This window comes from Pseudomonas sp. GW821-FHT04C07, from assembly GCF_059420325.1.
On sequence record NZ_JBWKTM010000005.1, the window covers coordinates 80,771 to 104,459 of the forward strand.

General features: G+C 57.3%; 19 protein-coding genes. 16 read left to right on the forward strand and 3 right to left on the reverse strand.

Annotation, left to right across the window (positions count from 1 at the left end; translation table 11 throughout):
* Positions 1-262: 262 nt before the first annotated feature.
* Genes dapC through map form a run of 3 tightly spaced genes read right to left on the reverse strand, consistent with a single transcriptional unit; the run spans position 263 to position 5,025 of the window.
* The gene (dapC, locus tag AC07UI_RS11115) at positions 263-1,462 is read right to left on the reverse strand and encodes a succinyldiaminopimelate transaminase (protein WP_494992551.1); all 1,200 of its coding nucleotides are present in this window, start codon (positions 1,460-1,462) and stop codon (positions 263-265) included.
* A 34-nt stretch (positions 1,463-1,496) separates the two neighbouring features.
* Entirely contained in the window at positions 1,497-4,199 is a 2,703-nt protein-coding gene (locus AC07UI_RS11120; RefSeq protein ID WP_494992552.1) for a [protein-PII] uridylyltransferase, read from the reverse strand.
* A 43-nt stretch (positions 4,200-4,242) separates the two neighbouring features.
* Entirely contained in the window at positions 4,243-5,025 is a 783-nt protein-coding gene (gene map, locus AC07UI_RS11125) for a type I methionyl aminopeptidase (protein ID WP_494992553.1), read from the reverse strand.
* A 381-nt stretch (positions 5,026-5,406) separates the two neighbouring features.
* On the opposite strand from map, the gene rpsB reads away from it, so the two are divergent.
* From rpsB to dnaE, 16 genes are all read left to right on the forward strand, one after another.
* Positions 5,407-6,147: a 30S ribosomal protein S2 gene (gene rpsB, locus AC07UI_RS11130; protein ID WP_494992554.1), complete on the forward strand. Its 741-nt coding sequence runs from the start codon at positions 5,407-5,409 to the stop codon at positions 6,145-6,147.
* Positions 6,148-6,350: 203 nt separating this feature from the next.
* A complete protein-coding gene (gene tsf, locus AC07UI_RS11135) occupies positions 6,351-7,214 on the forward strand; it encodes a translation elongation factor Ts (protein WP_494992555.1) in 864 nt (287 codons plus the stop codon).
* Between the two features lie 210 nt (positions 7,215-7,424).
* A complete protein-coding gene (pyrH, locus tag AC07UI_RS11140; RefSeq protein ID WP_003172271.1) occupies positions 7,425-8,168 on the forward strand; it encodes a UMP kinase in 744 nt (247 codons plus the stop codon).
* On the forward strand, positions 8,165-8,722 hold the full coding sequence (frr, locus tag AC07UI_RS11145; protein ID WP_494992556.1) for a ribosome recycling factor: 558 nt from the start codon (positions 8,165-8,167) through the stop codon (positions 8,720-8,722). The genes pyrH and frr overlap by 4 nt, the downstream gene beginning before the upstream one ends.
* A 13-nt stretch (positions 8,723-8,735) precedes the next feature.
* The gene (uppS, locus tag AC07UI_RS11150) at positions 8,736-9,491 is read left to right on the forward strand and encodes a polyprenyl diphosphate synthase (RefSeq protein ID WP_494992557.1); all 756 of its coding nucleotides are present in this window, start codon (positions 8,736-8,738) and stop codon (positions 9,489-9,491) included.
* Positions 9,491-10,297 carry a phosphatidate cytidylyltransferase gene (locus tag AC07UI_RS11155; protein WP_494992558.1) on the forward strand — a complete coding sequence of 269 codons (807 nt, stop codon included), beginning with the start codon at positions 9,491-9,493 and terminating at the stop codon, positions 10,295-10,297. The genes uppS and AC07UI_RS11155 overlap by 1 nt, the downstream gene beginning before the upstream one ends.
* Positions 10,294-11,484 carry a 1-deoxy-D-xylulose-5-phosphate reductoisomerase gene (gene ispC / locus AC07UI_RS11160; protein WP_494992559.1) on the forward strand — a complete coding sequence of 397 codons (1,191 nt, stop codon included), beginning with the start codon at positions 10,294-10,296 and terminating at the stop codon, positions 11,482-11,484. The genes AC07UI_RS11155 and ispC overlap by 4 nt, the downstream gene beginning before the upstream one ends.
* A gap of 54 nt (positions 11,485-11,538) precedes the next feature.
* Positions 11,539-12,891, forward strand: a complete 1,353-nt coding sequence (gene rseP / locus AC07UI_RS11165) for an RIP metalloprotease RseP (protein ID WP_494992560.1) — start codon at positions 11,539-11,541, stop codon at positions 12,889-12,891.
* Between the two features lie 74 nt (positions 12,892-12,965).
* A complete protein-coding gene (gene bamA, locus AC07UI_RS11170) occupies positions 12,966-15,344 on the forward strand; it encodes an outer membrane protein assembly factor BamA (RefSeq protein ID WP_494992561.1) in 2,379 nt (792 codons plus the stop codon).
* Between the two features lie 45 nt (positions 15,345-15,389).
* Positions 15,390-15,893, forward strand: a complete 504-nt coding sequence (locus AC07UI_RS11175; protein ID WP_017130863.1) for an OmpH/Skp family outer membrane protein — start codon at positions 15,390-15,392, stop codon at positions 15,891-15,893.
* A gap of 3 nt (positions 15,894-15,896) precedes the next feature.
* Positions 15,897-16,952 (forward strand): UDP-3-O-(3-hydroxymyristoyl)glucosamine N-acyltransferase, encoded by a 1,056-nt coding sequence (gene lpxD / locus AC07UI_RS11180; protein WP_494992562.1) that lies wholly within the window; start codon positions 15,897-15,899, stop codon positions 16,950-16,952.
* 109 nt (positions 16,953-17,061) lie between these two features.
* On the forward strand, positions 17,062-17,502 hold the full coding sequence (gene fabZ / locus AC07UI_RS11185; protein WP_494992563.1) for a 3-hydroxyacyl-ACP dehydratase FabZ: 441 nt from the start codon (positions 17,062-17,064) through the stop codon (positions 17,500-17,502).
* On the forward strand, positions 17,499-18,275 hold the full coding sequence (lpxA, locus tag AC07UI_RS11190) for an acyl-ACP--UDP-N-acetylglucosamine O-acyltransferase (protein ID WP_494992564.1): 777 nt from the start codon (positions 17,499-17,501) through the stop codon (positions 18,273-18,275). Before fabZ ends, lpxA begins: the two co-directional genes overlap by 4 nt.
* A gap of 2 nt (positions 18,276-18,277) precedes the next feature.
* Entirely contained in the window at positions 18,278-19,408 is a 1,131-nt protein-coding gene (gene lpxB, locus AC07UI_RS11195; protein WP_494992565.1) for a lipid-A-disaccharide synthase, read from the forward strand.
* A gap of 11 nt (positions 19,409-19,419) precedes the next feature.
* Positions 19,420-20,046, forward strand: coding sequence for a ribonuclease HII (gene rnhB / locus AC07UI_RS11200; RefSeq protein WP_494992769.1), 627 nt, complete (start codon positions 19,420-19,422; stop codon positions 20,044-20,046).
* Between the two features lie 75 nt (positions 20,047-20,121).
* A complete protein-coding gene (gene dnaE / locus AC07UI_RS11205) occupies positions 20,122-23,643 on the forward strand; it encodes a DNA polymerase III subunit alpha (protein WP_494992566.1) in 3,522 nt (1,173 codons plus the stop codon).
* Positions 23,644-23,689: the final 46 nt, after the last annotated feature.

Below are 23,689 nucleotides of genomic sequence, written 5' to 3' on the forward strand. Positions count from 1 at the left end.
AGTTGCCAAGCGGGTGCCATTAGCATTCGATTGATTGGCAATCGCGCTTCAGAATCGCCGGTTGCGGCACGGTACCCAGCCCTTGCAATGGCGCAGCGTGCGGCCAGCCGGAGGAAGTCTCTGATGCGCTGGTTTGGCTGCTCTAGGGCGACGTGCTGCGAGAGGTGGCAGTTCAAGTGATGCTGTGACGCTATCGCGAGCAAGCTCGCTCCTGCAAAAAGCGCGATTCATTGCAGGAGCGAGCTTGCTCGCGATCGGCCGCTTACTTGCGACGCTGAATGAAGTCGCGAATCCGCTCGGCGGCTTCAACGCATTCGGCCAGCGGCGCAACCAGTGCCAAACGTACACGTCCGGCGCCTGGGTTGAAGCCTTTGACTTCACGGGACAGATACGAGCCTGGAACTACGGTTACATGTTCTTCGGCAAACAGCTGGCGGCAGAACTCGGCGTCATCGCCCTCAACATTCGGCCACAGATAGAAGCCACCATCCGGGCACTGCACATCGAGAACCGGGCTCAGAATTTCCAGCACCGCATCGAATTTTTCCCGGTACAGCGTTCGGTTGGCGCGCACGTGCTCTTCGTCGTTCCAGGCCGCGATGCTTGCGAGCTGCGTCTGAACCGGCATGGCGCAACCGTGGTAGGTGCGGTACAGCAGGAAGGCTTTGAGGATCTCGGCGTCACCGGCAACAAAGCCGGAGCGCAGGCCAGGCAGGTTGGAACGTTTGGACAGACTGTGGAATACCACGCAGCGCTTGAAGTCCTTGCGCCCCAGTGCCACGCAGGCGCTGAGCAGGCCGGGCGGTGGCGTCTGTTCATCAAAATACAGTTCGCTGTAGCACTCGTCGGCAGCGATCACGAAGTCGTACTCGTCGGCCAGAGCGATCAGCTTTTTCAGGGTTTGCAGTGGGATCAACGCGCCGGTCGGATTGCCCGGAGAGCACAGGAACAGAATCTGGCAGCGCTGCCAGACATCGGCCGTTACCGCGTCGAAATCCGGATTGAAGCCGTTTTCGTCCAGGCAAGGCAGGTAATGCGGCTTGGCCCCGGCAAGGAAGGCTGCACCTTCATAGATTTGATAGAAGGGGTTCGGGCTGACGATCAGTGCTTCATCGCTGCGGTTGACCACCGTCTGGGTGAAGGCGAACAGCGCCTCGCGCGTACCGTTGACCGGCAGAATATTACGGGCAGGGTCGAGCCAGCCGTCGGGGACGCTGAAGCGCCGTTCGCACCAATGAGCAATTGCTTCACGCAGGGCTGCAATACCCAGAGTGGTCGGGTAGACCGCCATCTGATCCAGGTTGCTGGCCAGGGCTTGGGCGACAAAGTCGGGCGAGCGATGTTTAGGCTCGCCGATGGACAGGGCAATCGGGCGTTTACCTGCTGCGGGCTGAACAGTGCCGAGCAGAGCGCGGAGTTTTTCGAACGGGTAGGGCTGCAACTGGTTCAGAGCGTTGTTCATTGCTGGCGGATCTCACTCAGGTCATGGCGCGCGACTAGAAGCTCAGGCGCGACAGTTCGATATTCGGTTCGTGGCTGACGCTCAATTGTTCAACGATGGCGTCCTGCAAGCGGCTGCACAGCTGCGGGTCGGACAACGGTTGGTTGTTTGCGTCGGTGATGAAAAATACGTCTTCCACGCGTTCGCCGAGGGTGGCGATCTTGGCGTTCTGCAGCGACAGATCGAACTCGAGGAAGATTGTCCCGATCCGTGCCAACAAGCCGGGCCGGTCCGGAGCGCTCAGCTCAAGGACAGTCACCGGACGCTGGGCGTCGTTGTGGATGGTGACCTGTGGCGGGAAAGCGAAGTGCTTGAGCTGGCGTGGCACCCGTCGCTGAATGATGGTCGGGTAGTCAGCCGGATTGCGCAGGGCTTCGGTCAGGCCGTCGCGGATCTGCTTGACGCGCAGAGGGTTGTCGCCGATCGAGTCGCCATCGGTGTCGAGCACGATATACGTGTCGAGGGTGAACTGGCTGCTGGAGGTGATGACCCGGGCGTCGTGAATGTTCAGGTTGAGCTGGTCCATTGCCGCCACGGTCACAGCGAAGAAGTCGTGCTGGTCTGGCGCGTAGATGAAGATCTGCGTTCCGCCCTCGAATTCTCGCTGTGTGGTTTCCTTGATCAGCACCAAGGGGCCGCCGTCGGCGGGCTGTTGCAGGATCGCATCGCTGTGCCAGGCCACGTCGCCAGCGGTATGGCGCAGGAAGTAGTCGTCGCCCAGTTGTGCCCAGAGCTGTTCGACGTCATCCGGATCGGTGCCGCTGCGTACCAGGATGTCCAGGGCAGCGCTCTGGGTCTGGCGAATCTGCTGTTCACGATCCACCGGATTTTCCAGGCCGCGGCGCAAGGCACGCTTGGTCTCGGTGTAGAGCTGACGCAGCAGGCTCGCCCGCCAGGAGTTCCACAGGGTCGGATTGGTCGCATTGATGTCGGAGACGGTCAGCACATACAGATAGTCGAGCCGGGTCTGATCGCCAACGATTTGTGCGAAATCGTGGATAACCTGCGGATCGGACAGATCCTTGCGCTGGGCGGTGGTCGACATCACCAGGTGGTTCTGCACCAGCCAGACAATCAGTCGGCTGTCCCACTGCGGCAGCTGATGGCGTACGCAGAACGCCTCGGCATCTACTGCGCCAATGTCCGAGTGATCGCCATGCCGACCCTTGCCGATGTCGTGATACAGGCCGGCCAGGTAGATCAACTCGGGTTTTGGCAGCTTGCCCATGAGTTTGCTGGCTAGCGGGAATTTTTCGGAAGCCTGGGTGTACTGCAGTTTACGCAGGTGTTTGATCAGGTTCAGGGTATGGGCGTCAACGGTATAGATGTGGAACAGATCGTGTTGCATCTGGCCGACGATAAAGCCGAATTCCGGTAGATAGCGCCCGAGAATGCCATAACGGTTCATTCGCCGCAGATTGCGGTGGACGCCGATCTCGCACTTGAACAATTCGATGAACAGGCTGGTATTGCGGATGTCATGGCGGAATTCGTCGTCAATCAAGTGACGGTTTTCCCTCAGCAAACGGACGGTATCGGCGCGAACTCCTTTAATCTCCGGGTGCTGAGCCATCAGCAGGAAGATCTCCAGCATCGCGAATGGCGTGCGTTTGAAGACATTGACGTTGGTGACTTCGATGTAGCCGTCATGCAGCTGGAAACGCGAGTTAAGCGGCTGCGAGGGCGCTTCATCTTCTGATGCGAGAATGATTTCCTCGAAGTGCTGGATGATCAAGTCGCTGAGCTGGGCAATGCTCATGACCACCCGGTAATACTGCTGCATGAAGCTTTCGATAGCCTGCTTGGCGTCATCCCCCGCGAAGCCCAGCAACCCGGCTATCGAGCGCTGGTGATCGAATAGCAGGCGGTCCTCGGAGCGTCCGGCCAGCATGTGCAAGGCGTAACGGACCTTCCACAGAAATTCCTGGGATGAAGCCAGCAGGGTGTTCTCGCTCTCCACCAGGAAGCCCTCGCCAGCCAGTGCACGCAAGTTCAGCGTGCCGTACTGGCGGCGGGCTACCCAGAGAATTGTCTGGATATCCCGCAGGCCACCGGGCGAGCCTTTGACGTTGGGTTCCAGGTTGTATTCGGTATCGTTGTATTTGTGGTGGCGGGCCTTTTGCTCGGCACGTTTGGCCAGAAAGAAGTCCTTGCTTGGCCACATATGAGCGGTACTGGTGACCTCCAGCATGCGCTGGCGCAAACGCTCGGGGCCAGCAATGGTGCGGCTTTCCATCAGGTTGGTGATGACCGTCAGGTCGGCGCGGGCTTCTTCGGCACATTCATCCACCGAACGCACGCTTTGCCCGACTTCCAGGCCAATATCCCACAGCAACGTCAGAAAACGTTCGATGGAATCGCGGAAAGTCTCGTGATCGGCGCTGTCGAGCAGGATCAGCAGGTCGATGTCGGAGTAAGGGTGCAGCTCGCCGCGACCATAGCCGCCGACCGCGACCAGCGCGATGTCGGCGTCTTCGTTCCAGTTGAACTGCTCCCAGGCCTTTTGCAGGATGTTATCGATGAACCAGGCGCGATCCTCGATCAGTCGACGGATATCCCGACCGGCGCGAAAGCGCTCGTCGAGCGCCTCGCGGGCCTGGCGAATAGCTTTCTTGAAGGCCGCAATCGGGCTTGCCTTCAAGGCCAGTTCAGCCTGGAACTGACCGCGGTCGAAGAGTTCGGGATCCACCTGCGGCATCGATTGGCTTTCCTTTCTTTATGTAGGGGCAGAGCAGGACGGATCAGGCCGAAACGCGAGGGATAGTGTCATCGCTGCGCAGGGTGAAGATCTCGTAACCGGTGGCGGTCACCAGCAGCGTGTGTTCCCACTGCGCGGAGAGCTTGCGGTCCTTGGTGATCGCGGTCCAGCCGTCGCCCAATACTTTGGTGTCGGCGCGGCCCTGGTTGATCATTGGCTCGATGGTGAAGGTCATGCCTTCTTTCAGTTCCATTCCGGTGCCGGCACGACCGTAGTGCAGGATCTGCGGCTCTTCGTGAAACACCTTGCCGATGCCGTGGCCACAGAACTCGCGGACCACCGAGAAACCGTTTTTCTCGGCGTGTTTCTGGATGACTTCACCGATGTCGCCAAGGCGGCAGCCAGGTTTGACCAGTTCAATGGCCTTGTACATGCATTCCTGGGTGACTTGCGACAGGCGCTCGGCCCAGACAGGCACGGTGCCAACGTGGAACATCCGGCTGGTGTCGCCGTGATAGCCATCTTTGATGACGGTGACATCGATGTTCAGGGTATCGCCATCCTTGAGTGGCTTCTCGTTCGGGATGCCGTGGCAGACCACATGGTTGATCGAGGTGCAGATCGACTTCGGGAAACCCTTGTAATTGAGAGGGGCAGGGATGGCCTTCTGTTCATTGACAATATAGTCGTGGCAGATGCGGTCCAGTTCGTCCGTGGTGACGCCGGGTTTGACGTATTCGGCGATCATTTCCAGCACGTCGGCGGCCAGTTTGCCGGCGACACGCATTTTTGCGATGTCCTCTGGGGTTTTGAGGGTGACGGTCATACAGGCTCTCTAGGCGCTCAAAGGCGCTATAAACACGGGAGATGGATTGCGTGACCAAATGTTGCGTCTTCGCAGCCCTAAAACACGATTCTAACAGACGGTCGGTGCAAATCATGAACGTCTTGCCATCGCTTCTCTCTATAGTAATGGTGCATTCTGATCCGATTCCAAGGTCAGGGTAAAAGCTGACGCGTGGAACGTGTGAATCCTGGTTTCGTTTTTCCCTTTCTTGTGGTATAAAATGCGCCGCTTTCCGGGGATACCTCGAAAAGTTTAAACCCACACACGCGTCGACACGATGACCTGGGTGCCTTCAGCTTGACGCTGCTGGTTGGTCATTGGGATGCGTGGAGGCCTAACCCGACTTATTAAGGAACTATCATGTCCCAAGTCAACATGCGCGATATGCTGAAGGCCGGTGTGCACTTCGGTCACCAAACCCGTTACTGGAACCCGAAAATGGGTAAGTACATTTTCGGCGCGCGGAACAAGATTCACATCATCAACCTTGAAAAAACCCTGCCAATGTTCAACGAAGCTCTGACTTTCGTAGAGCGTCTGGCCCAGGGCAAAAACAAGATTCTGTTCGTCGGCACCAAGCGTTCCGCTGGCAAGATCGTTGCTGAAGAAGCAGCACGTTGCGGTTCGCCGTACGTCGATCACCGCTGGTTGGGCGGCATGCTGACCAACTTCAAAACCATCCGTGCTTCCATCAAGCGTCTGCGTGACCTTGAAGTTCAGGCCGAAGACGGTACTTTCGCCAAGCTGACCAAGAAAGAAGCGCTGATGCGCACTCGCGATCTTGAGAAGCTGGATCGTAGCCTGGGTGGTATCAAGGACATGGGCGGTCTGCCAGACGCACTGTTCGTTATCGACGTTGATCACGAGCGCATCGCGATCACCGAAGCCAACAAGCTGGGCATCCCGGTTATCGGCGTTGTCGATACCAACAGCAGCCCGGAAGGCGTTGACTACATCATCCCAGGCAACGATGACGCAATCCGCGCCATCCAGTTGTACATGGGTGCGATGGCTGATGCTGTGATCAAAGGTCGCAACCACGTTGCTGGCGGCACCGAAGTGTTCGTCGAAGACGCTCCAGCAGCAGTAGTTGAAGGCTGAGTAGCTAGCGCTTAGCGTTTACTCAGTACGCAAAAAGGGGGCTTGGCCCCCTTTTTGCCACCTCGAAAATCGTTTGTTGAAAAATGCCCTCTGCAGTTTTTGTCATGAGCGGCGGTTAACAAGTGTTTCGGGAGTAGCGCAAGAATTGAACGCCCGTTCGGTCGGGTGGAATGGTTGAAAACCTATCCAAGAGGAATTTTGAAATGGCAGAGATTACTGCAGCGTTGGTCAAAGAACTGCGCGAGCGTACCGGCGAAGGCATGATGGACTGCAAGAAAGCCTTGACCAAGGCTGGCGGCGACATCGAAAAAGCCATTGATGACATGCGTGCTTCGGGCGCCATCAAGGCAGCCAAAAAAGCAGGCAACGTTGCTGCTGAAGGCGCAATCGCTATCAAGGACAATGGTAAAGCCGCAGTTCTGCTGGAAGTGAACTCGCAGACCGACTTCCTGGCTCTGCAAGACGACTTCAAAGTGTTCGTTGCTGCCAGCGTCGAACAGGCTTTTGCTGACAAACTGACTGATGCTGCTCCGCTGATCGAAGCGCGTGAAGCTGATCGTCTGGTTCTGGTTGGTAAAGTCGGCGAGAACGTCAACATCCGTCGTCTGGTTCGCGTTGAAGGTGACGTGGTCGGTACTTACCTGCACGGTAACAAGATCGGTGTTGCTGTCGTCCTGAAGGGCGGTAACGTTGAACTGGCTAAAGACATCGCGATGCACGTCGCGGCCAGCAACCCTGAGTTCCTGCTGCCGTCGGAAGTTTCCGCTGAAGCCATCGAGCGCGAAAAAGCCGTGTTCATGAGCCTCAACGAAGACAAGATCAAAGGCAAGCCAGCCGAAATCGTTGAAAAAATGGTTGCCGGTCGTATCAGCAAGTTCCTGGCCGAAGCCAGCCTGGTCAACCAGCAGTTCGTCAAGGACCCTGAAGTGACTGTTGGCGACCTGGCCAAGAAAGGCGGCGCTGAAATCGTTTCCTTCACTCGCTTCGCGGTAGGTGAAGGCATCGAGAAGCCAGTAGACAACTTCGCTGAAGAAGTTGCTGCTCAGCTGGCTGCTGCCAAGCAGTAAGACGGTTTTTTAAACTGTCGCCCTGAAGAGGCTGCCCGCTCACGCGCGCAGCCTCTTTTCAAATGGGATGATCAATTTATTTGGCTTCCCTTCGGAACTGGCTTACAAAGCCGTGTTCCGATGGCGTTGTGATAGCGTCCAGTTAGAGTGAACGCAGGCTGCAAACAGCTTGCAAAGAATTTTTAAAATACGCCGCAGGAGAGATTCGCAATGGCTCAGCAGGGCAGTGGTTATCAGGCTCGCTATAAACGCATTCTACTCAAGCTCAGCGGCGAGGCCCTGATGGGCTCGGAAGAGTTCGGGATCGACCCCAAGGTTCTGGATCGCATGGCGCTGGAAGTCGGCCAGCTGGTCGGTATAGGCGTTCAGGTCGGTCTGGTGATTGGCGGTGGCAACCTGTTCCGTGGTGCAGCCCTGAGTGCTGCCGGGATGGATCGGGTTACCGGCGATCACATGGGGATGCTGGCCACTGTGATGAATGCCCTGGCCATGCGTGATGCGCTGGAACGTGCGAATATCTCCGCCATCGTTATGTCGGCTATTTCCATGGTTGGCGTAACCGATCACTATGATCGCCGCAAAGCCATGCGTCACCTGAACGCCAAGGAAGTCGTTATCTTCGCAGCCGGTACCGGCAACCCGTTCTTCACCACGGATTCGGCAGCCTGCCTGCGAGCGATCGAGATCGATGCTGACGTCGTGTTGAAAGCGACCAAGGTTGATGGTGTGTACACCGCTGACCCATTCAAAGACCCGCATGCCGAGAAGTTCGATCATCTGACCTACGATGAAGTGCTGGATCGCAAGCTGGGTGTGATGGATCTGACGGCCATCTGTCTGTGCCGTGATCACAAGATGCCGTTGCGCGTCTTTAACATGAACAAGCCCGGCGCCCTGCTGAATATCGTACATGGCGGCGCTGAAGGAACCCTGATCGAGGAAGGCCAACAATGATCAACGAAATCAAGAAAGACGCTAAAGATCGCATGCAGAAATCTGTGGAATCGCTGGCGCACAACTTCGGCCGTATCCGTACTGGCCAGGCGCACCCAAGCATCCTGGAGGGCGTAATGGTGCCGTACTACGGCGCTGACACCCCGATCAAGCAAGTTGCCAACATCACCGTCAAAGACGCCCGTACCCTGCAAGTTGTTGCCTTCGAGCGCAACATGCTGGGCGCCGTCGACAAGGCAATCGGCAGCGCAGGTCTGAACCTGAACCCGACCAACCTTGGTGAGCTGCTGCTGATCAGCATGCCGGCCCTGACCGAAGAAACCCGTCGCGGTTTCACCAAGCAGGCACGCGATGTGGCTGAAGATGCCCGTGTTGCCGTACGCAACATCCGTCGCGATGCAAACAGCTCGCTGAAGGATCTGGTCAAGGAAAAGGAAATCAGCGAAGACGAAGAGCGTCGTGCCACTGGCGAGATCGACGATCTGACCAAGAAGTTCGTAGCTGAAATCGACGCTAAGTTGGCGGAGAAAGAAAAAGACCTGATGGCCGTATAAGGGTCGCGTTTTCATGGAAAAGACCAAGCAGGCTGTACCGTCTTCGGTGCCGCGTCATGTCGCGATTATCATGGACGGCAATAATCGTTGGGCAAAAAAGCGCTTTATGCCGGGTATTGCCGGGCATAAAGCGGGTGTCGATGCTGTTCGTGCTGTCATCGAGGTGTGTGCCGAGGCCAAGGTCGAAGTGCTGACCTTGTTTGCCTTCTCCAGTGAGAACTGGCAGCGTCCGGCAGACGAAGTCAGTGGCTTGATGGATCTGTTCTTCAGGGCATTGCGTCGTGAGGCCAAGCGCCTCAACGACAACAACATCAGCCTGCGCATCATTGGTGACCGCTCGCGCTTCCATCCGGAGCTGCAGGCGGCCATGCGTGAAGCTGAGGCGATGACATCGGGCAGCAATCGTTTTATCCTGCAAATCGCTGCCAATTATGGTGGTCAATGGGACATTGCCCAGGCTGCCCAGCGCCTGGCGCGCGAGGTTCAGGCCGGGCATCTGCGACCTGAAGACATTACGCCCGAGTTGTTGCAAACCTGTCTGGCGACTGGCGATCTGCCCTTGCCGGACTTGTGCATTCGTACTGGCGGTGAGCACCGCATCAGCAACTTCCTGTTGTGGCAGTTGGCGTACGCCGAGCTGTATTTCTCCGACCTGTTCTGGCCGGACTTCAAACACGATGCCATGCGTTCTGCGCTGGCCGATTACGCTTCTCGTCAGCGCCGCTTCGGTAAAACGAGCGAGCAGGTCGAGGCTGGAGCCCGGGTTTAATGCTTAAGCAACGAATCATTACTGCGCTGATCCTGCTGCCAATCGCCTTGTGCGGGTTTTTCCTGCTCGAAGGTACGGGCTTTGCTTTGTTCATCGGGCTGGTGGTGACTCTGGGTGCCTGGGAATGGGCTCGATTGGCAGGTTTCACTGCTCAGTCTGCCCGGATTGTTTACGCAACCCTGGTCGCGCTGCTGCTGTTTTTCATGCATGTACTTCCCGGTCTTGCTCCATGGGTACTGGGTGCTGCTGTTCTCTGGTGGTTACTGGCGACTTTCCTGGTGCTGACTTATCCACGGACCGGTGAGTATTGGGCTAGCGCGGCAAGCAAGTTGGTGATTGGTCTGTTGATCTTGTTGCCTGCCTGGCAAGGTTTGATCCTGATCAAGCAACAACCCTTGGGTAACTGGCTGATCATGGCGGTAATGGTGTTGGTCTGGGGGGCCGATATCGGTGCCTACTTTTCCGGCCGGGCTTTTGGCAAGCGTAAACTGGCTCCGCAAGTCAGTCCGGGCAAGAGCTGGGAAGGGGTTTATGGTGGTTTACTGCTTAGCTTGCTGATCACTGCCGTTGTCGGCTTTGTTCGAGACTGGAGTGGGGTGCAGGTGCTGTTGGGGTTGCTCGGCGCGGCGATTGTCGTATCGCTCTCGGTGGTCGGCGATCTGACTGAAAGCATGTTCAAGCGTCAGTCGGGGATCAAGGACAGCAGTAACCTGCTGCCGGGCCATGGCGGTGTGCTGGATCGAATCGACAGTCTGACAGCGGCTATTCCGGTATTTGCTGTCCTTTTGTGGATGGCTGCACTGTGAGTCGCCTACAACAGATTACCGTTCTGGGGGCGACGGGTTCGATTGGCCTGAGCACCCTGGATGTCATTGCTCGTCATCCCGAGCGCTACCAAGTGTTCGCCTTGAGTGGTTTCAGTCGTTTGAGCGAGCTGCTCGCGTTGTGCGTTCGCCACATGCCGCGCTTCGCAGTCGTTCCTGAGATCGCTGCTGCACGTAGCCTGCAGGACGACTTGCGGGCTGCCGGGCTGAAAACCCGCGTCCTGGTGGGGGAGGAGGGGCTGTGTCAGATCGCGGCCGATCCTGAAGTCGATGCGGTGATGGCGGCGATCGTCGGGGCGGCGGGTTTGCGTCCGACTTTGGCGGCGGTAGAGGCCGGTAAAAAAATCCTCTTGGCTAATAAAGAGGCGCTGGTGATGTCCGGCGCGTTGTTTATGCAGGCTGTGCGCAAGAGCGGTTCGGTCCTGTTGCCAATCGACAGCGAGCACAACGCGATTTTTCAGTGCATGCCCAGTGACTTTGCTCGCGGGCTTGGCGCTGTCGGGGTTCGGCGGATTCTACTGACTGCCTCCGGTGGTCCGTTCCGGCAAACACCGTTGTCAGAGCTTGCGCAAGTTTCGCCCGAGCAGGCTTGTGCGCACCCCAATTGGTCGATGGGTCGCAAGATCTCGGTTGATTCGGCAAGCATGATGAACAAAGGCCTTGAGTTGATCGAGGCTTGCTGGTTGTTCGATGCCAGGCCTGCCCAGGTCGAAGTGGTCGTTCATCCGCAGAGCGTCATTCATTCGCTGGTCGACTATGTCGATGGCTCGGTGTTGGCGCAATTGGGCAATCCTGATATGCGTACGCCGATTGCCAACGCCCTGGCCTGGCCTGAGCGAATCGACTCCGGGGTGGCGCCTCTTGATCTGTTCTCAATCGCGCGACTGGACTTCCAGGCTCCCGATGAAGAGCGTTTTCCATGCCTGCGACTCGCGCGTCAGGCGGCGGAGGCGGGTAACAGTGCGCCTGCCACGTTGAATGCTGCAAATGAAGTGGCTGTGGCAGCCTTTCTTGATCGACGCATCCGCTACCCGGAGATCGCGAGTATCATCGAGGAAGTATTAAGCCTCGAGCCTGTGGTTGCCGTCGACGAACTCGACGCGGTGTTCTCGGCGGACGCCAAAGCCCGTACCCTGACCGAGCAATGGCTGAGTCGCCATGGGCGATAAATGTTGCGGCGGATTCGAGTGTATCGGCACTGGATAGGAATGCGGAGAAAGTAGATGAGCGCGCTCTATATGATTTTCGGCACCCTGGTTGCTCTGGGCGTGCTGGTCACCTTCCATGAATTCGGCCATTTTTGGGTGGCGCGCCGCTGTGGCGTCAAGGTTCTGCGTTTCTCTGTGGGCTTCGGTATGCCCCTGCTGCGTTGGCATGATCGCCGCGGTACGGAGTTCGTGATCGCTGCCATCCCGTTGGGTGGCTATGTGAAGATGCTCGATGAGCGCGAAGGTGAAGTGCCGGCGGATCAGCTCGATCATGCCTTCAATCGCAAGACTGTTCGCCAGCGTATCGCTATCGTCGTGGCCGGTCCTGTTGCCAACTTTCTGCTGGCTCTGGTGTTTTTCTGGGCGTTGGCGATGCTCGGCAGCGAGCAGGTGCGTCCGGTCATCGGTGCGGTTGAGGTCGGTAGTCTTGCTGCAAGGGCCGGCTTGAGCCCAGGTCAGGAAATCGTTGCGATCGATGGTGAGCCGACTTCTGGTTGGGCGGCCGTCAATCTGCAACTGGTGAGCCGATTGGGTGAAAGTGGCTCCTTGCAGTTGCTGATGCGCGAACAGGGCTCGACTGTCGACTCACCTCATGAGCTGATGCTGGATCATTGGCTTAAAGGTGTTGATGAGCCCGATCCGATTCACGCGCTGGGGATTCGCCCTTGGCGTCCAGCGTTGCCGCCGGTGCTGGCCGAGCTTGATCCCAAAGGGCCTGCGCAGGCTGCCGGCCTGAAGATGGGCGACCGTCTGCTGGCGCTCGATGGCCAGGCGTTGAGCGATTGGCAGCAAGTCGTTGATTTGGTCCGTGTACGGCCTGATACCAAAATTATGCTGCATGTTGAGCGTGATGGTGCTCAAATCGACGTCCCTGTGACCTTGGCTGCCCGTGGCAAGTCGAAAGTCGCGAGCGGTTATCTGGGGGCCGGGGTAAAGGCTGTCGATTGGCCACCAAGCATGATTCATGAGGTCAGCTTCGGTCCGCTGGCTGCGATCGGCGAGGGTGCCCGGCGGACCTGGACCATGAGTGTGCTGACCCTTGATTCACTAAAGAAAATGTTGTTCGGCGAGCTCTCGGTAAAAAACTTGAGTGGACCGATAACCATTGCTAAAGTGGCGGGCGCTTCTGCCCAGTCGGGTGTCGCTGATTTCTTGAATTTCCTTGCTTATCTGAGTATTAGCCTGGGAGTTCTCAATCTGTTGCCCATTCCTGTACTGGATGGGGGGCATTTGTTGTTTTATCTGATTGAGTGGGCGCGTGGTCGCCCCTTGTCGGATCGGGTGCAGGGTTGGGGGATACAGATCGGTATCAGTTTGGTGGTCGGGGTGATGTTGCTTGCTCTGCTCAACGATCTGGGACGACTGTAACGCTTCGCTGAATTGCGAATCTGCCGCATTTTGCGGCAGTTTGTTTATTGCCAGTTGGAATAAGAAAGGACTTCATGAAACGTCTGCTGCTAACTGCGGTTCTCACCGTATTGATGATCGCCGAAGTTCACGCCGAGTCCTTCACTATCTCCGATATTCGCGTCAATGGCCTCCAGCGGGTGTCCGCGGGTAGCGTCTTTGGTGCCTTGCCGTTGAACGTTGGTGAACAGGCGGATGATCGTCGCCTGGCGGAATCCACTCGTGCATTGTTCAAAACCGGTTACTTTCAAGATATCCAGCTGGGCCGCGATGGCAATGTCCTGGTCATCACTGTAGTCGAGCGTCCATCTGTTGCCAGTATCGAGATCGACGGAAACAAGGCGATCTCCACTGAAGACCTGATGAAAGGCCTCAAACAATCCGGTCTGTCCGAAGGCGAGATCTTCCAGCGTGCGACCCTTGAGGGCGTGCGTAACGAACTGCAGCGTCAATATGTTGCTCAGGGCCGCTACTCGGCGACCGTCGACACCGAAGTGGTGCCGCAGCCGCGTAACCGTGTTGCCTTGAAGGTCAATATCAACGAAGGCACTGTCGCCGCTATCCAGCACATCAACGTGGTGGGTAACACGGTCTTCCCTGACGAAGATCTCATCGACCTGTTCGAACTGAAAACCTCTAACTGGCTGTCGTTCTTCAAGAACGATGACAAGTACGCTCGTGAAAAATTGTCCGGTGACCTGGAGCGCCTGCGTTCCTACTACCTGGATCGTGGCTATATCAACATGGATATCGCTTCGACCCAGGTTTCGATCACCCCGGACAAGAAACACGTCTACATCACCGTCAACGTTAACGAAGGTGAGAAGTACAGCGTTCGTGACGTCAAGCTGAGCGGTGACTTGAAAGTGCCTGAAGACCAGGTCAAGTCGTTGCTGCTGGTACAGAAAGGTCAGGTTTTCTCGCGCAAACTGATGACCACCACGTCTGAATTGATCACCCGTCGTCTGGGTAACGAAGGCTATACCTTCGCCAACGTCAACGGCGTGCCGCAGCCCCATGAAGAAGATCACACCGTAGATATCACTTTCATGGTCGATCCTGGCAAGCGCGCATACGTGAACCGTATCAACTTCCGTGGCAACACCAAGTCGGAAGACGAAGTGCTGCGTCGTGAAATGCGTCAGATGGAAGGAGGCTGGGCGTCAACCTACCTGATCGACCAGTCCAAGACCCGTCTGGAACGTCTGGGCTTCTTCAAGGAGGTCAACGTCGAGACGCCGGCTGTACCGGGTGTCGATGACCAGGTTGACGTGAACTACGCCGTTGAAGAGCAAGCGTCCGGTTCGATCACCGCCAGCGTCGGTTTTGCTCAGAGCGCCGGTCTGATCCTCGGTGGCTCGATTACCCAGAACAACTTCCTGGGTACCGGTAACAAGGTCAGCATCGGCTTGACCCGTAGCCAGTACCAGAGCCGTTATAACTTCGGTTATGTCGACCCCTACTGGACTGCTGACGGCGTCAGCCTGGGTTACAACGCTTTCTATCGCACCACTGACTACAAAAACCTTGATGTCAACGTCGCGAGCTATGCCGTAGACAGCATGGGCGCAGGTGTCAGCGTTGGTTACCCGATCAGTGAAACTTCGCGTCTGACCTTTGGTCTGACGGCACAGCAAGACAAGATCAAGACCGGTGAGTTCACCGTTGACGAGATTTTTGACTTTGTTAACCGTGAAGGTGACCAGTACCTGAACTTCAAGGCTTCGGCCGGTTGGTCCGAGTCGACTCTGAACAAAGGCGTGCTGGCGACCCGTGGTCATTCCCAGAGCCTGGTTCTGGAAGCAACGACCCCTGGCAGCGATCTCTCGTTCTTCAAGCTCGATTACCGTGGTCAGCTGTTCCAGCCATTGACTGATAACTACACCATGCGTCTGCACACTGAGCTGGGCTATGGTGATGGTTACGGTTCGACCAATAGCCTGCCGTTCTACGAGAACTACTTTGCAGGTGGTTTCAACTCGGTTCGCGGCTTCAAGGACAGCACTCTCGGGCCTCGCAGTACGCCGAGTCGTGGCGTTAACCCGGGAACTTCCGTCGACCCGGACCAGAATGCGCTGCCGTTTGGTGGTAACGTCCTGATTCAGGGTGGTGTAGAGGTTCTGTTCCCTCTGCCGTTCGTGAAAGATCAGCGTTCCTTGCGCACGTCGGTATTCTGGGACGTGGGTAACGTGTTCGACTCGACTTGCACGCAGAGCACTAACGCCGATGGTTCGAAGTCTAAAACGCAGTGCAACGAGGTCAGTCTGAGCAATATGGCCAGTTCGGTGGGCGTTGGTGTGACATGGGTTACTGCCCTTGGTCCGTTGAGTTTCGCATTGGCAATGCCGGTCAAGAAACCGGACAGCAATGCTGAGACCCAGGTATTCCAATTCTCCCTCGGTCAGACGTTCTAATCGTCTGATCCAAGATAACGACAATGGTTTTTGTAGGAGTGCATCGTGCGTAAGTTGACTCAATTGGTTCTCCTGGCGACTGTCCTGGTAGCGACCCCGGCATTTGCCGAAATGAAAATTGCGGTACTGAACTATCAAATGGCTCTGCTGGAGTCTGACGCCGCGAAGAAATACGCTGTGGATGCCGAGAAGAAGTTCGGTCCACAACTGACCAAGCTAAAGGCTCTTGAAAGCAGCGCCAAAGGCATCCAGGACCGTCTGGTCAGTGGTGGCGACAAAATGCAGCAAGGCGAACGTGAGCGCCTTGAACTCGAGTTCAAGCAAAAGGCCCGTGACTTCCAGTTCCAGTCCAAGGAACTGAACGAAGCCAAAGCCGTTGCCGACCGTGAAATGCTGAAACAGCTCAAGCCAAAACTGGATAGCGCTGTGGAAGAAGTCATCAAGAAAGGTGCTTTTGACCTGGTCTTCGAGCGTGGCGCAGTGATCGATGTCAAACCTCAGTACGACATCACTCGCCAGGTTATCGAGCGCATGAATCAGCTGAAGTAATCCATGACTGCGACTATAAAACTCGGCCAGTTGGCCGAGTTCCTCGGCGCCACGCTACGTGGTTCCGCGGAGAAAGAAATTACTGGGCTAGCCACCTTGCAGGAGGCTGGCCCAGCTCAGTTGAGCTTTCTGGCAAATCCCCAATACCGTAAATATCTGGTCGGCAGCCAGGCCGCAGCCGTGTTGCTGAAGGCCGCTGACGCCGAAGGTTTTGCCGGTGATGCGCTGGTTGTAGCTGATCCATACCTTGCGTACGCGCGGATTTCCCATCTGTTCGATCCCAAGCCTAAAGCCAGTGCCGGTATTCATCCGACTGCGGTTGTGGCTGAGGATGCGGTGGTCGATCCGGCTGCGAGCATTGGTGCATTTGCCGTGATCGAAAGCGCCGCGCGCATTGCCGCTGGTGTCACGGTCGGCGCTCACTGCTTTGTTGGTGCTCGCTCTGAAATCGGTGAAGACGGTTGGCTGGCTCCTCGAGTGACGCTTTATCACGACGTACGGATCGGCAAGCGCGTGGTGATTCAGTCCGGCGCTGTCATTGGTGGTGAAGGTTTTGGCTTCGCCAATGAAAAAGGTGTCTGGCAGAAGATTGCCCAGATCGGCGGCGTGTTGGTCGGTGACGATGTGGAGATCGGCGTGAACACTGCCATCGACCGCGGTGCGCTGGCCGATACCGTGATCGGTAATGGCGTGAAACTGGATAACCAGATTCAGATCGCCCACAACGTGCAGGTCGGTGATCACACCGCCATGGCGGCGTGCGTGGGGATCTCCGGCAGTACCAAAATCGGCAAGCACTGCATGCTCGCCGGTGGTGTCGGTCTGGTTGGGCACATCGATATTTGCGACAACGTTTTCCTGACCGGAATGACCATGGTGACTCACTCGATTACAGAGCCGGGTTCCTATTCTTCCGGTACGGCGATGCAGCCTGCTGCCGAATGGCGCAAAAGCGCGGCACGCATTCGTCAGCTCGACGATATCGCGCGACGCCTGCGGCAATTGGAAAAGCGTGTAGGTGACGTGACCCCTGGCGGTAATGCTTCATCAGATGGCTGAAACCATTTCCATATCAAGTGTGCACAGCCGCTAGACTGCCTCCTTGATTTGCTAGAGGAGTGCGCGTCAGTCGCGCGCTCCCAATCTTTACTACAGGCTTCCCCCCGAAATGATGGACATCAACGAGATTCGCGAATACCTGCCTCACCGTTACCCTTTCCTGTTGGTGGACCGGGTAGTGGATCTGGATGTTGAAGGCAAGTGCATTCGTGCCTACAAGAATGTCAGCATCAACGAACCATTCTTCAATGGTCACTTTCCGGCACATCCGATCATGCCGGGCGTGCTGATTATCGAGGCGATGGCTCAGGCTGCCGGTATCCTTGGTTTCAAGATGCTGGATGTGAAACCGGCCGATGGCACCCTTTACTATTTCGTCGGTTCCGACAAGCTGCGCTTCCGCCAGCCGGTACTGCCAGGTGATCAGTTGATTCTTGAAGCCAGGTTCTTGAGCTGCAAGCGTCAGATCTGGAAGTTTGAATGCCAGGCTTCGGTCGATGGCAAGCCGGTCTGCTCCGCCGAGATCATTTGCGCGGAACGCAAACTATGAGTTTGATTGACCCTCGCGCAATCATCGATCCGACGGCCGTTCTGGCCGACGACGTCGAGGTCGGCCCCTGGTCGATCATCGGCGCTGGTGTGGAAATCGGCGAGGGTACAGTGATCGGGCCACATGTGATTCTCAAAGGCCCGACCCGAATCGGTAAGCAAAACCGCATCTACCAGTTTTCCTCGGTAGGTGAGGACACGCCCGATCTCAAATACAAAGGTGAGGAAACACGTCTGGTGATCGGCGACCATAACGTCATCCGTGAAGGCGTAACCATTCACCGTGGGACCATTCAGGATCGTGCCGAAACGACCCTGGGCGATCACAATCTGATCATGGCCTATGCGCACATCGGCCACGACAGTGTCATCGGCAACCATTGCATTCTGGTCAACAACACCGCGTTGGCCGGTCATGTGCACGTTGAAGACTGGGCGATTCTCTCCGGCTTTACCCTGGTTCATCAGTACTGCCATATCGGCGCTCACAGCTTTTCTGGCATGGGTACCGCTATCGGCAAGGATGTTCCGGCCTACGTCACGGTGTTCGGCAACCCTGCCGAGGCGCGCAGCATGAACTTCGAAGGCATGCGCCGTCGTGGTTTCAGCGACGACGCGATCCACGCTCTGCGTCGCGCCTACAAGGTGGTTTACCGTCAAGGGCTGACTGTCGATCAGGCACTTGCCGAGCTGGCCGAGCCGTCCGCACAGTTTCCGGAAGTCGCGGTTTTCCGTGATTCTATCCAGTCTTCGACTCGCGGCATTACTCGTTAATCATGGCCACTTTGCGTGTTGCACTGGTGGCGGGCGAGGCCTCCGGCGATATCTTGGGCGCTGGCTTGATGCGCGCCCTCAAGGCACAACATCCTGCGGTTGAGTTTATCGGTGTCGGCGGACCGCTGATGCAGGCCGAAGGCTTGACTTCCTATTTCCCGATGGAGCGTCTGGCCGTCATGGGGCTGGTTGAGGTTCTGGGGCGTTTGCGTGAGCTGCTGGCTCGACGCAAAAAGCTTATTCAGACCTTGATCGCGGAGAAGCCGGACGTATTCATCGGTATCGATGCGCCGGACTTCACGCTGAATATCGAACTCAAACTGCGGCAGGCCGGGATCAAGACCGTGCACTACGTCAGCCCGTCTGTCTGGGCCTGGCGTCAGAAGCGCGTGCTGAAGATTCGTGAAGGCTGCGATCTGATGCTGACGCTGTTTCCGTTCGAGGCGAAATTTTACGAAGAGAAGGGCGTGCCGGTACGTTTTGTCGGTCACTCCCTGGCCGATGCGATCCCGCTTGAGGCAGATCGCGCCGCAGTCCGTGCAGAGCTGGGGTTGCCTGATGGACCCCTGGTTGCCTTGATGCCGGGTAGTCGCGGTGGCGAGGTCGGTCGTCTGGGAGGTTTGTTTCTTGACACCGCCGAGCGTCTGCGTGCCTTGCGTCCAGGCGTGCGTTTTGTCATGCCATGCGCCAGTCCTGAGCGCCGTGTGCAGCTCGAAGAGTTGCTGGCAGGCCGCGACTTGCCGTTGACTCTGCTCGACGGACGTTCCCATCAGGCTCTCGCTGCCTGTGACGCAGTGTTGATTGCCTCCGGCACCGCGACCCTGGAAGCGCTGCTGTACAAGCGGCCGATGGTGGTCGCTTATCGCCTGGCGCCGCTGACGTTCTGGATTCTCAAGCGCATGGTAAAAAGCCCCTATATATCTCTGCCGAACTTGCTGGCGCAGCGTTTGCTGGTGCCCGAGTTGTTGCAGGACGATGCAACTGCCGAGGCGCTGGCGCAGACGGTGTTGCCATTGATCGACGGCGGCGAAGAACAAACCCGTGGTTTTGACGAGATTCATCGGACCTTGCGTCGCGATGCCTCGAATCAGGCCGCCGAAGCGGTATTGAACCTGATCGGCAAACCAGTATGAGTGGTGTAAAGATGCAAATGGGTCTGGATTTCACCTTGGTTGCCGACGCTGAAGACCTGGTTGCCGGTGTTGATGAAGTCGGACGCGGGCCTTTATGCGGTGCTGTGGTGACCGCGGCGGTGATTCTCGATCCGAATCGGCCGATTCTCGGGCTCAACGATTCGAAAAAGCTCACCGAAGCCCGTCGCGAAAAGCTTTATGACGAGATCTGTGAAAAGGCCCTGAGCTGGTGCATTGCCCGGGCTGAAGTTGAAGAAATCGACGAGCTGAATATCTTGCACGCCACCATGCTGGCCATGCAGCGCGCAGTGGAAGGGCTAAGCATCACCCCAAAACTGGCGATGATCGACGGCAACCGCTGCCCGAAGCTGGCGATGCCGGCTGAAGCGGTGGTCAAGGGTGATAGCAAGGTCCCGGCGATTGCCGCAGCCTCGATTCTGGCAAAGGTTAGCCGTGACCGTGAAATGGCTGCTTTCGAATTGATTTACCCTGGCTACGGCATTGGCGGGCACAAAGGCTACCCGACTCCCGTACATCTGGAGGCCTTGGCCCGCTTGGGTCCGACGCCGATTCACCGACGCTCGTTCGCGCCTGTGCGTCTGGCGTATGAGGCGCTGGAAGGGTTGACTGAGGTTTAGTCAACAGGCTGATGTTTTGCTCAGGGCCCGGTACAATCCGGGCCTTGTTGTCTTCACGCTTATGACAGGATCACTATGCCGGCTTCATTCGTTCACCTACGCCTGCACACTGAATATTCCCTGGTCGACGGTCTGGTGCGGATCAAACCGCTGGTCAAGACGCTGGTCGGCATGAACATGCCTGCCGTGGCAGTCACCGACCAGAACAATATGTGTTCCCTGGTCAAGTTTTACAAGGCAGCCATGGGCGCCGGGATCAAGCCGATCTGCGGTGCTGACCTGTGGCTGTCGAACAAGGATCCTGAAAACCCGCTCAGCCGCATTAGCCTGTTGGCAATGAATGGCGTCGGTTATCGCAATCTCACCGAGTTGATCTCCCGCGGCTTTATCGATGGTCAGCGCAATGGCCAGATCATCATCGAGCGCGAGTGGGTGGCCGAGGCCAGCGAAGGCTTGATCATGCTGTCGGCGGCGAAGGAGGGCGAGATCGGTATTGCTCTGCTTGGCGGCAATCCGGATGAGGCGGAGACGCTGGCCCGTGAATGGATGGCGGTGTTCCCGGATCGTTTCTATCTGGAAGTACAGCGCACCAATCGCCCGAATGACGAAGAGCAACTGCACGGTGCCGTCGCCCTGGCCGAGAAGATCGGCGCGCCATTGGTGGCAACCAACGACGTGCGCTTCCTCAAGCGCGAAGACTTCGAAGCCCACGAAACCCGCGTCTGCATCGGCGAAGGCCGCGCCCTCGACGATCCGCGCCGTTCGAAGAACTACAGCGACCAGCAGTACCTCAAAAGCGCCGATGAAATGGCTGAGTTGTTCAGCGACTTGCCTGAAGCGCTGGAAAACTCGGTCGAGATCGCCAAGCGCTGCAACATCGAAGTGAAGCTGGGCAAGCACTTCCTGCCCAACTTCCCGATTCCCGATGGCATGACCATCGATGAGTATTTCCGCAAGGTCTCGTTCGACGGCCTGGAGGAGCGGTTGTCCGTCCTGCTGCCCAAGGACACTACCGAAGATTATGAGGCCAAGCGCCAGGTCTACGTCGACCGGTTGAATTTCGAGCTGGATATCATCATCCAGATGGGTTTCCCCGGTTACTTCCTGATCGTTATGGACTTTATCCAGTGGGCCAAGAGTAACGGTGTGCCGGTCGGTCCGGGTCGAGGGTCAGGTGCCGGATCGCTGGTGGCCTACGTGCAGAAGATCACCGACCTTGACCCGTTGGAATATGACCTGCTGTTCGAGCGGTTCCTTAACCCGGAACGAGTTTCCATGCCCGACTTCGACGTCGACTTCTGCATGGATGGTCGTGATCGCGTAATTGAATATGTGGCCGAGAAATATGGTCGCAACGCGGTAAGCCAGATCATTACCTTCGGCTCCATGGCGGCGAAAGCTGTGATTCGTGACGTGGCACGGGTACAAGGCAAGTCCTACGGCTTGGCGGATCGGCTGTCGAAGATGATTCCCTTCGAAGTCGGCATGACCCTGGAAAAAGCCTACGAGCAGGAAGAAATCCTCCGGGACTTCATCAAGATCGATGAAGAGGCCGCGGAAATCTGGGAGATGGCGCGCAAGCTTGAAGGTGTTGTGCGTAACGTGGGCAAGCACGCCGGTGGCGTGGTTATCGCACCGACCAAACTCACCGACTTCTCGCCGATCTATTGCGATGAGGAAGGCGACGGTCTGGTAACCCAGTTCGACAAGGACGACGTCGAGGCCGCCGGTCTGGTGAAGTTCGACTTCCTGGGGCTGCGGACCCTGACCATCATCGATTGGGCGCTGAAAACCATCAACCGCGACCGCGCCAAGGTCAACGAGCCGCCGCTGGATATTGCGTTTATTCCGCTGGACGACAAGCCGACCTACACGCTGCTGCAAAAAGCTGAAACCACTGCGGTGTTCCAGCTCGAGTCGCGCGGCATGAAAGAGCTGATCAAAAAGCTCAAGCCCGACTGCCTGGAAGACTTGATCGCACTGGTGGCGTTGTTCCGTCCGGGTCCGCTGCAATCGGGCATGGTGGATGACTTCATCAACCGTAAGCACGGTCGCGCCGAACTCGCCTACCCGCACTCCGATTACCAGTACGAAGGCTTGAAGCCAGTATTGGCGCCGACCTACGGCATCATCCTGTATCAGGAACAGGTGATGCAGATTGCGCAGGTCATGGCCGGTTACACCCTTGGTGGTGCGGACATGCTGCGTCGAGCCATGGGTAAGAAAAAGCCCGAGGAAATGGCCAAGCAGCGCGGCGGTTTCATTGAAGGTTGTGCGACCAATAATATCGATGCCGACCTTGCCGGTAACATCTTCGACCTGGTAGAGAAATTTGCCGGTTATGGCTTCAACAAATCCCACTCGGCCGCCTATGGGCTGGTCTCGTACCAGACGGCATGGCTGAAGACTCACTATCCGGCACCGTTCATGGCCGCGGTACTTTCTGCGGATATGCACAACACCGACAAGGTCGTGACCTTGATCGAAGAAGTGCGCACCATGAAGCTGCGCCTCGACGCGCCGGATGTGAATACCTCCGAATTCAAGTTTACGGTGAACGACGAAGGCCGCATCGTTTACGGCCTCGGTGCGATCAAGGGTGTTGGTGAAGGTCCGGTGGAAGCCATCACCGAGGCGCGTCAGGAGGGGCCGTTCAAGGACCTGTTCGATTTCTGCGCCCGGGTTGACCTCAAACGCATCAACAAGCGCACGCTGGACGGTTTGATCCGCAGCGGCGCGCTGGATCGCCTCGGTCCGTACTTCCATGACGAGCCGAAAGCCTATCAGGCCGGCATCGACCAGAACCGTGCGGTATTGCTGGCGGCAATGGAGGAGGCGATCAAGGCCGCCGAACAAACCGCTCGCACCCATGACAGCGGTCATGCGGACCTGTTTGGCGGCCTGTTCGTCGAAGAAGACGCCGACGTCTACGCCAGCCACCGCAAGGCCAAGGAATTGACGCTCAAGGATCGTCTGCGCGGGGAGAAGGAAACCCTCGGCCTGTACCTCACCGGTCACCCGATCGATGAATACGAGGGTGAAATCCGACGCTTTGCCCGTCAGCGCATCATCGACCTGAAGCCGGCTCGGGATACGCAGACGGTCGCGGGCATGATCATCGCACTGCGGGTGATGAAGAACAAAAAGGGCGACAAGATGGGTTTCATTACCCTCGACGATCGCTCGGCGCGCATCGAAGCGTCGCTGTTTGCCGAGGCGTTCCACTCGGCACAGTCCTTGTTGCAGACCGATGCGATGGTGGTGGTCGAAGGTGAAGTCAGCAACGACGACTTCTCCGGCGGCCTGCGCCTGCGAGTCAAGCGGGTAATGAGCATGGAAGATGCTCGCACCAATCTGGCCGAAAGCCTGCGCCTGAAGGTGCACACCGAGGCCTTGAAAGGTGATCGGCTTCGTTGGCTGGGCGAGTTGTTCAAGCGTCATCGCGGGGCGTGCCCGATTACCGTGGAGTACACCGGCCCGGACGCCAGGGCGTTGCTGCAGTTTGGCGAAACCTGGCGAATAGACCCGGCAGACAGCTTGATTCAAGCCCTGCGTGACCAGTTCGGGCGAGACAACGTCTTCCTCCAATACCGTTGACGGTGAGGTGCCGCTCTTTGTCATTTGAGCACGCCCTGATCTCGAC

Coding starts and splice junctions, on each gene's coding strand:
- dapC (WP_494992551.1), bottom strand. CDS start 1,462: ATGAACAACGCTCTGAACCAGTTGCAGCCCTACCCGTTCGAAAAACTC.
- AC07UI_RS11120 (WP_494992552.1), bottom strand. CDS start 4,199: ATGCCGCAGGTGGATCCCGAACTCTTCGACCGCGGTCAGTTCCAGGCT.
- map (WP_494992553.1), bottom strand. CDS start 5,025: ATGACCGTCACCCTCAAAACCCCAGAGGACATCGCAAAAATGCGTGTC.
- rpsB (WP_494992554.1), top strand. CDS start 5,407: ATGTCCCAAGTCAACATGCGCGATATGCTGAAGGCCGGTGTGCACTTC.
- tsf (WP_494992555.1), top strand. CDS start 6,351: ATGGCAGAGATTACTGCAGCGTTGGTCAAAGAACTGCGCGAGCGTACC.
- pyrH (WP_003172271.1), top strand. CDS start 7,425: ATGGCTCAGCAGGGCAGTGGTTATCAGGCTCGCTATAAACGCATTCTA.
- frr (WP_494992556.1), top strand. CDS start 8,165: ATGATCAACGAAATCAAGAAAGACGCTAAAGATCGCATGCAGAAATCT.
- uppS (WP_494992557.1), top strand. CDS start 8,736: ATGGAAAAGACCAAGCAGGCTGTACCGTCTTCGGTGCCGCGTCATGTC.
- AC07UI_RS11155 (WP_494992558.1), top strand. CDS start 9,491: ATGCTTAAGCAACGAATCATTACTGCGCTGATCCTGCTGCCAATCGCC.
- rseP (WP_494992560.1), top strand. CDS start 11,539: ATGAGCGCGCTCTATATGATTTTCGGCACCCTGGTTGCTCTGGGCGTG.
- bamA (WP_494992561.1), top strand. CDS start 12,966: ATGAAACGTCTGCTGCTAACTGCGGTTCTCACCGTATTGATGATCGCC.
- lpxD (WP_494992562.1), top strand. CDS start 15,897: ATGACTGCGACTATAAAACTCGGCCAGTTGGCCGAGTTCCTCGGCGCC.
- fabZ (WP_494992563.1), top strand. CDS start 17,062: ATGATGGACATCAACGAGATTCGCGAATACCTGCCTCACCGTTACCCT.
- lpxA (WP_494992564.1), top strand. CDS start 17,499: ATGAGTTTGATTGACCCTCGCGCAATCATCGATCCGACGGCCGTTCTG.
- lpxB (WP_494992565.1), top strand. CDS start 18,278: ATGGCCACTTTGCGTGTTGCACTGGTGGCGGGCGAGGCCTCCGGCGAT.
- rnhB (WP_494992769.1), top strand. CDS start 19,420: ATGCAAATGGGTCTGGATTTCACCTTGGTTGCCGACGCTGAAGACCTG.
- dnaE (WP_494992566.1), top strand. CDS start 20,122: ATGCCGGCTTCATTCGTTCACCTACGCCTGCACACTGAATATTCCCTG.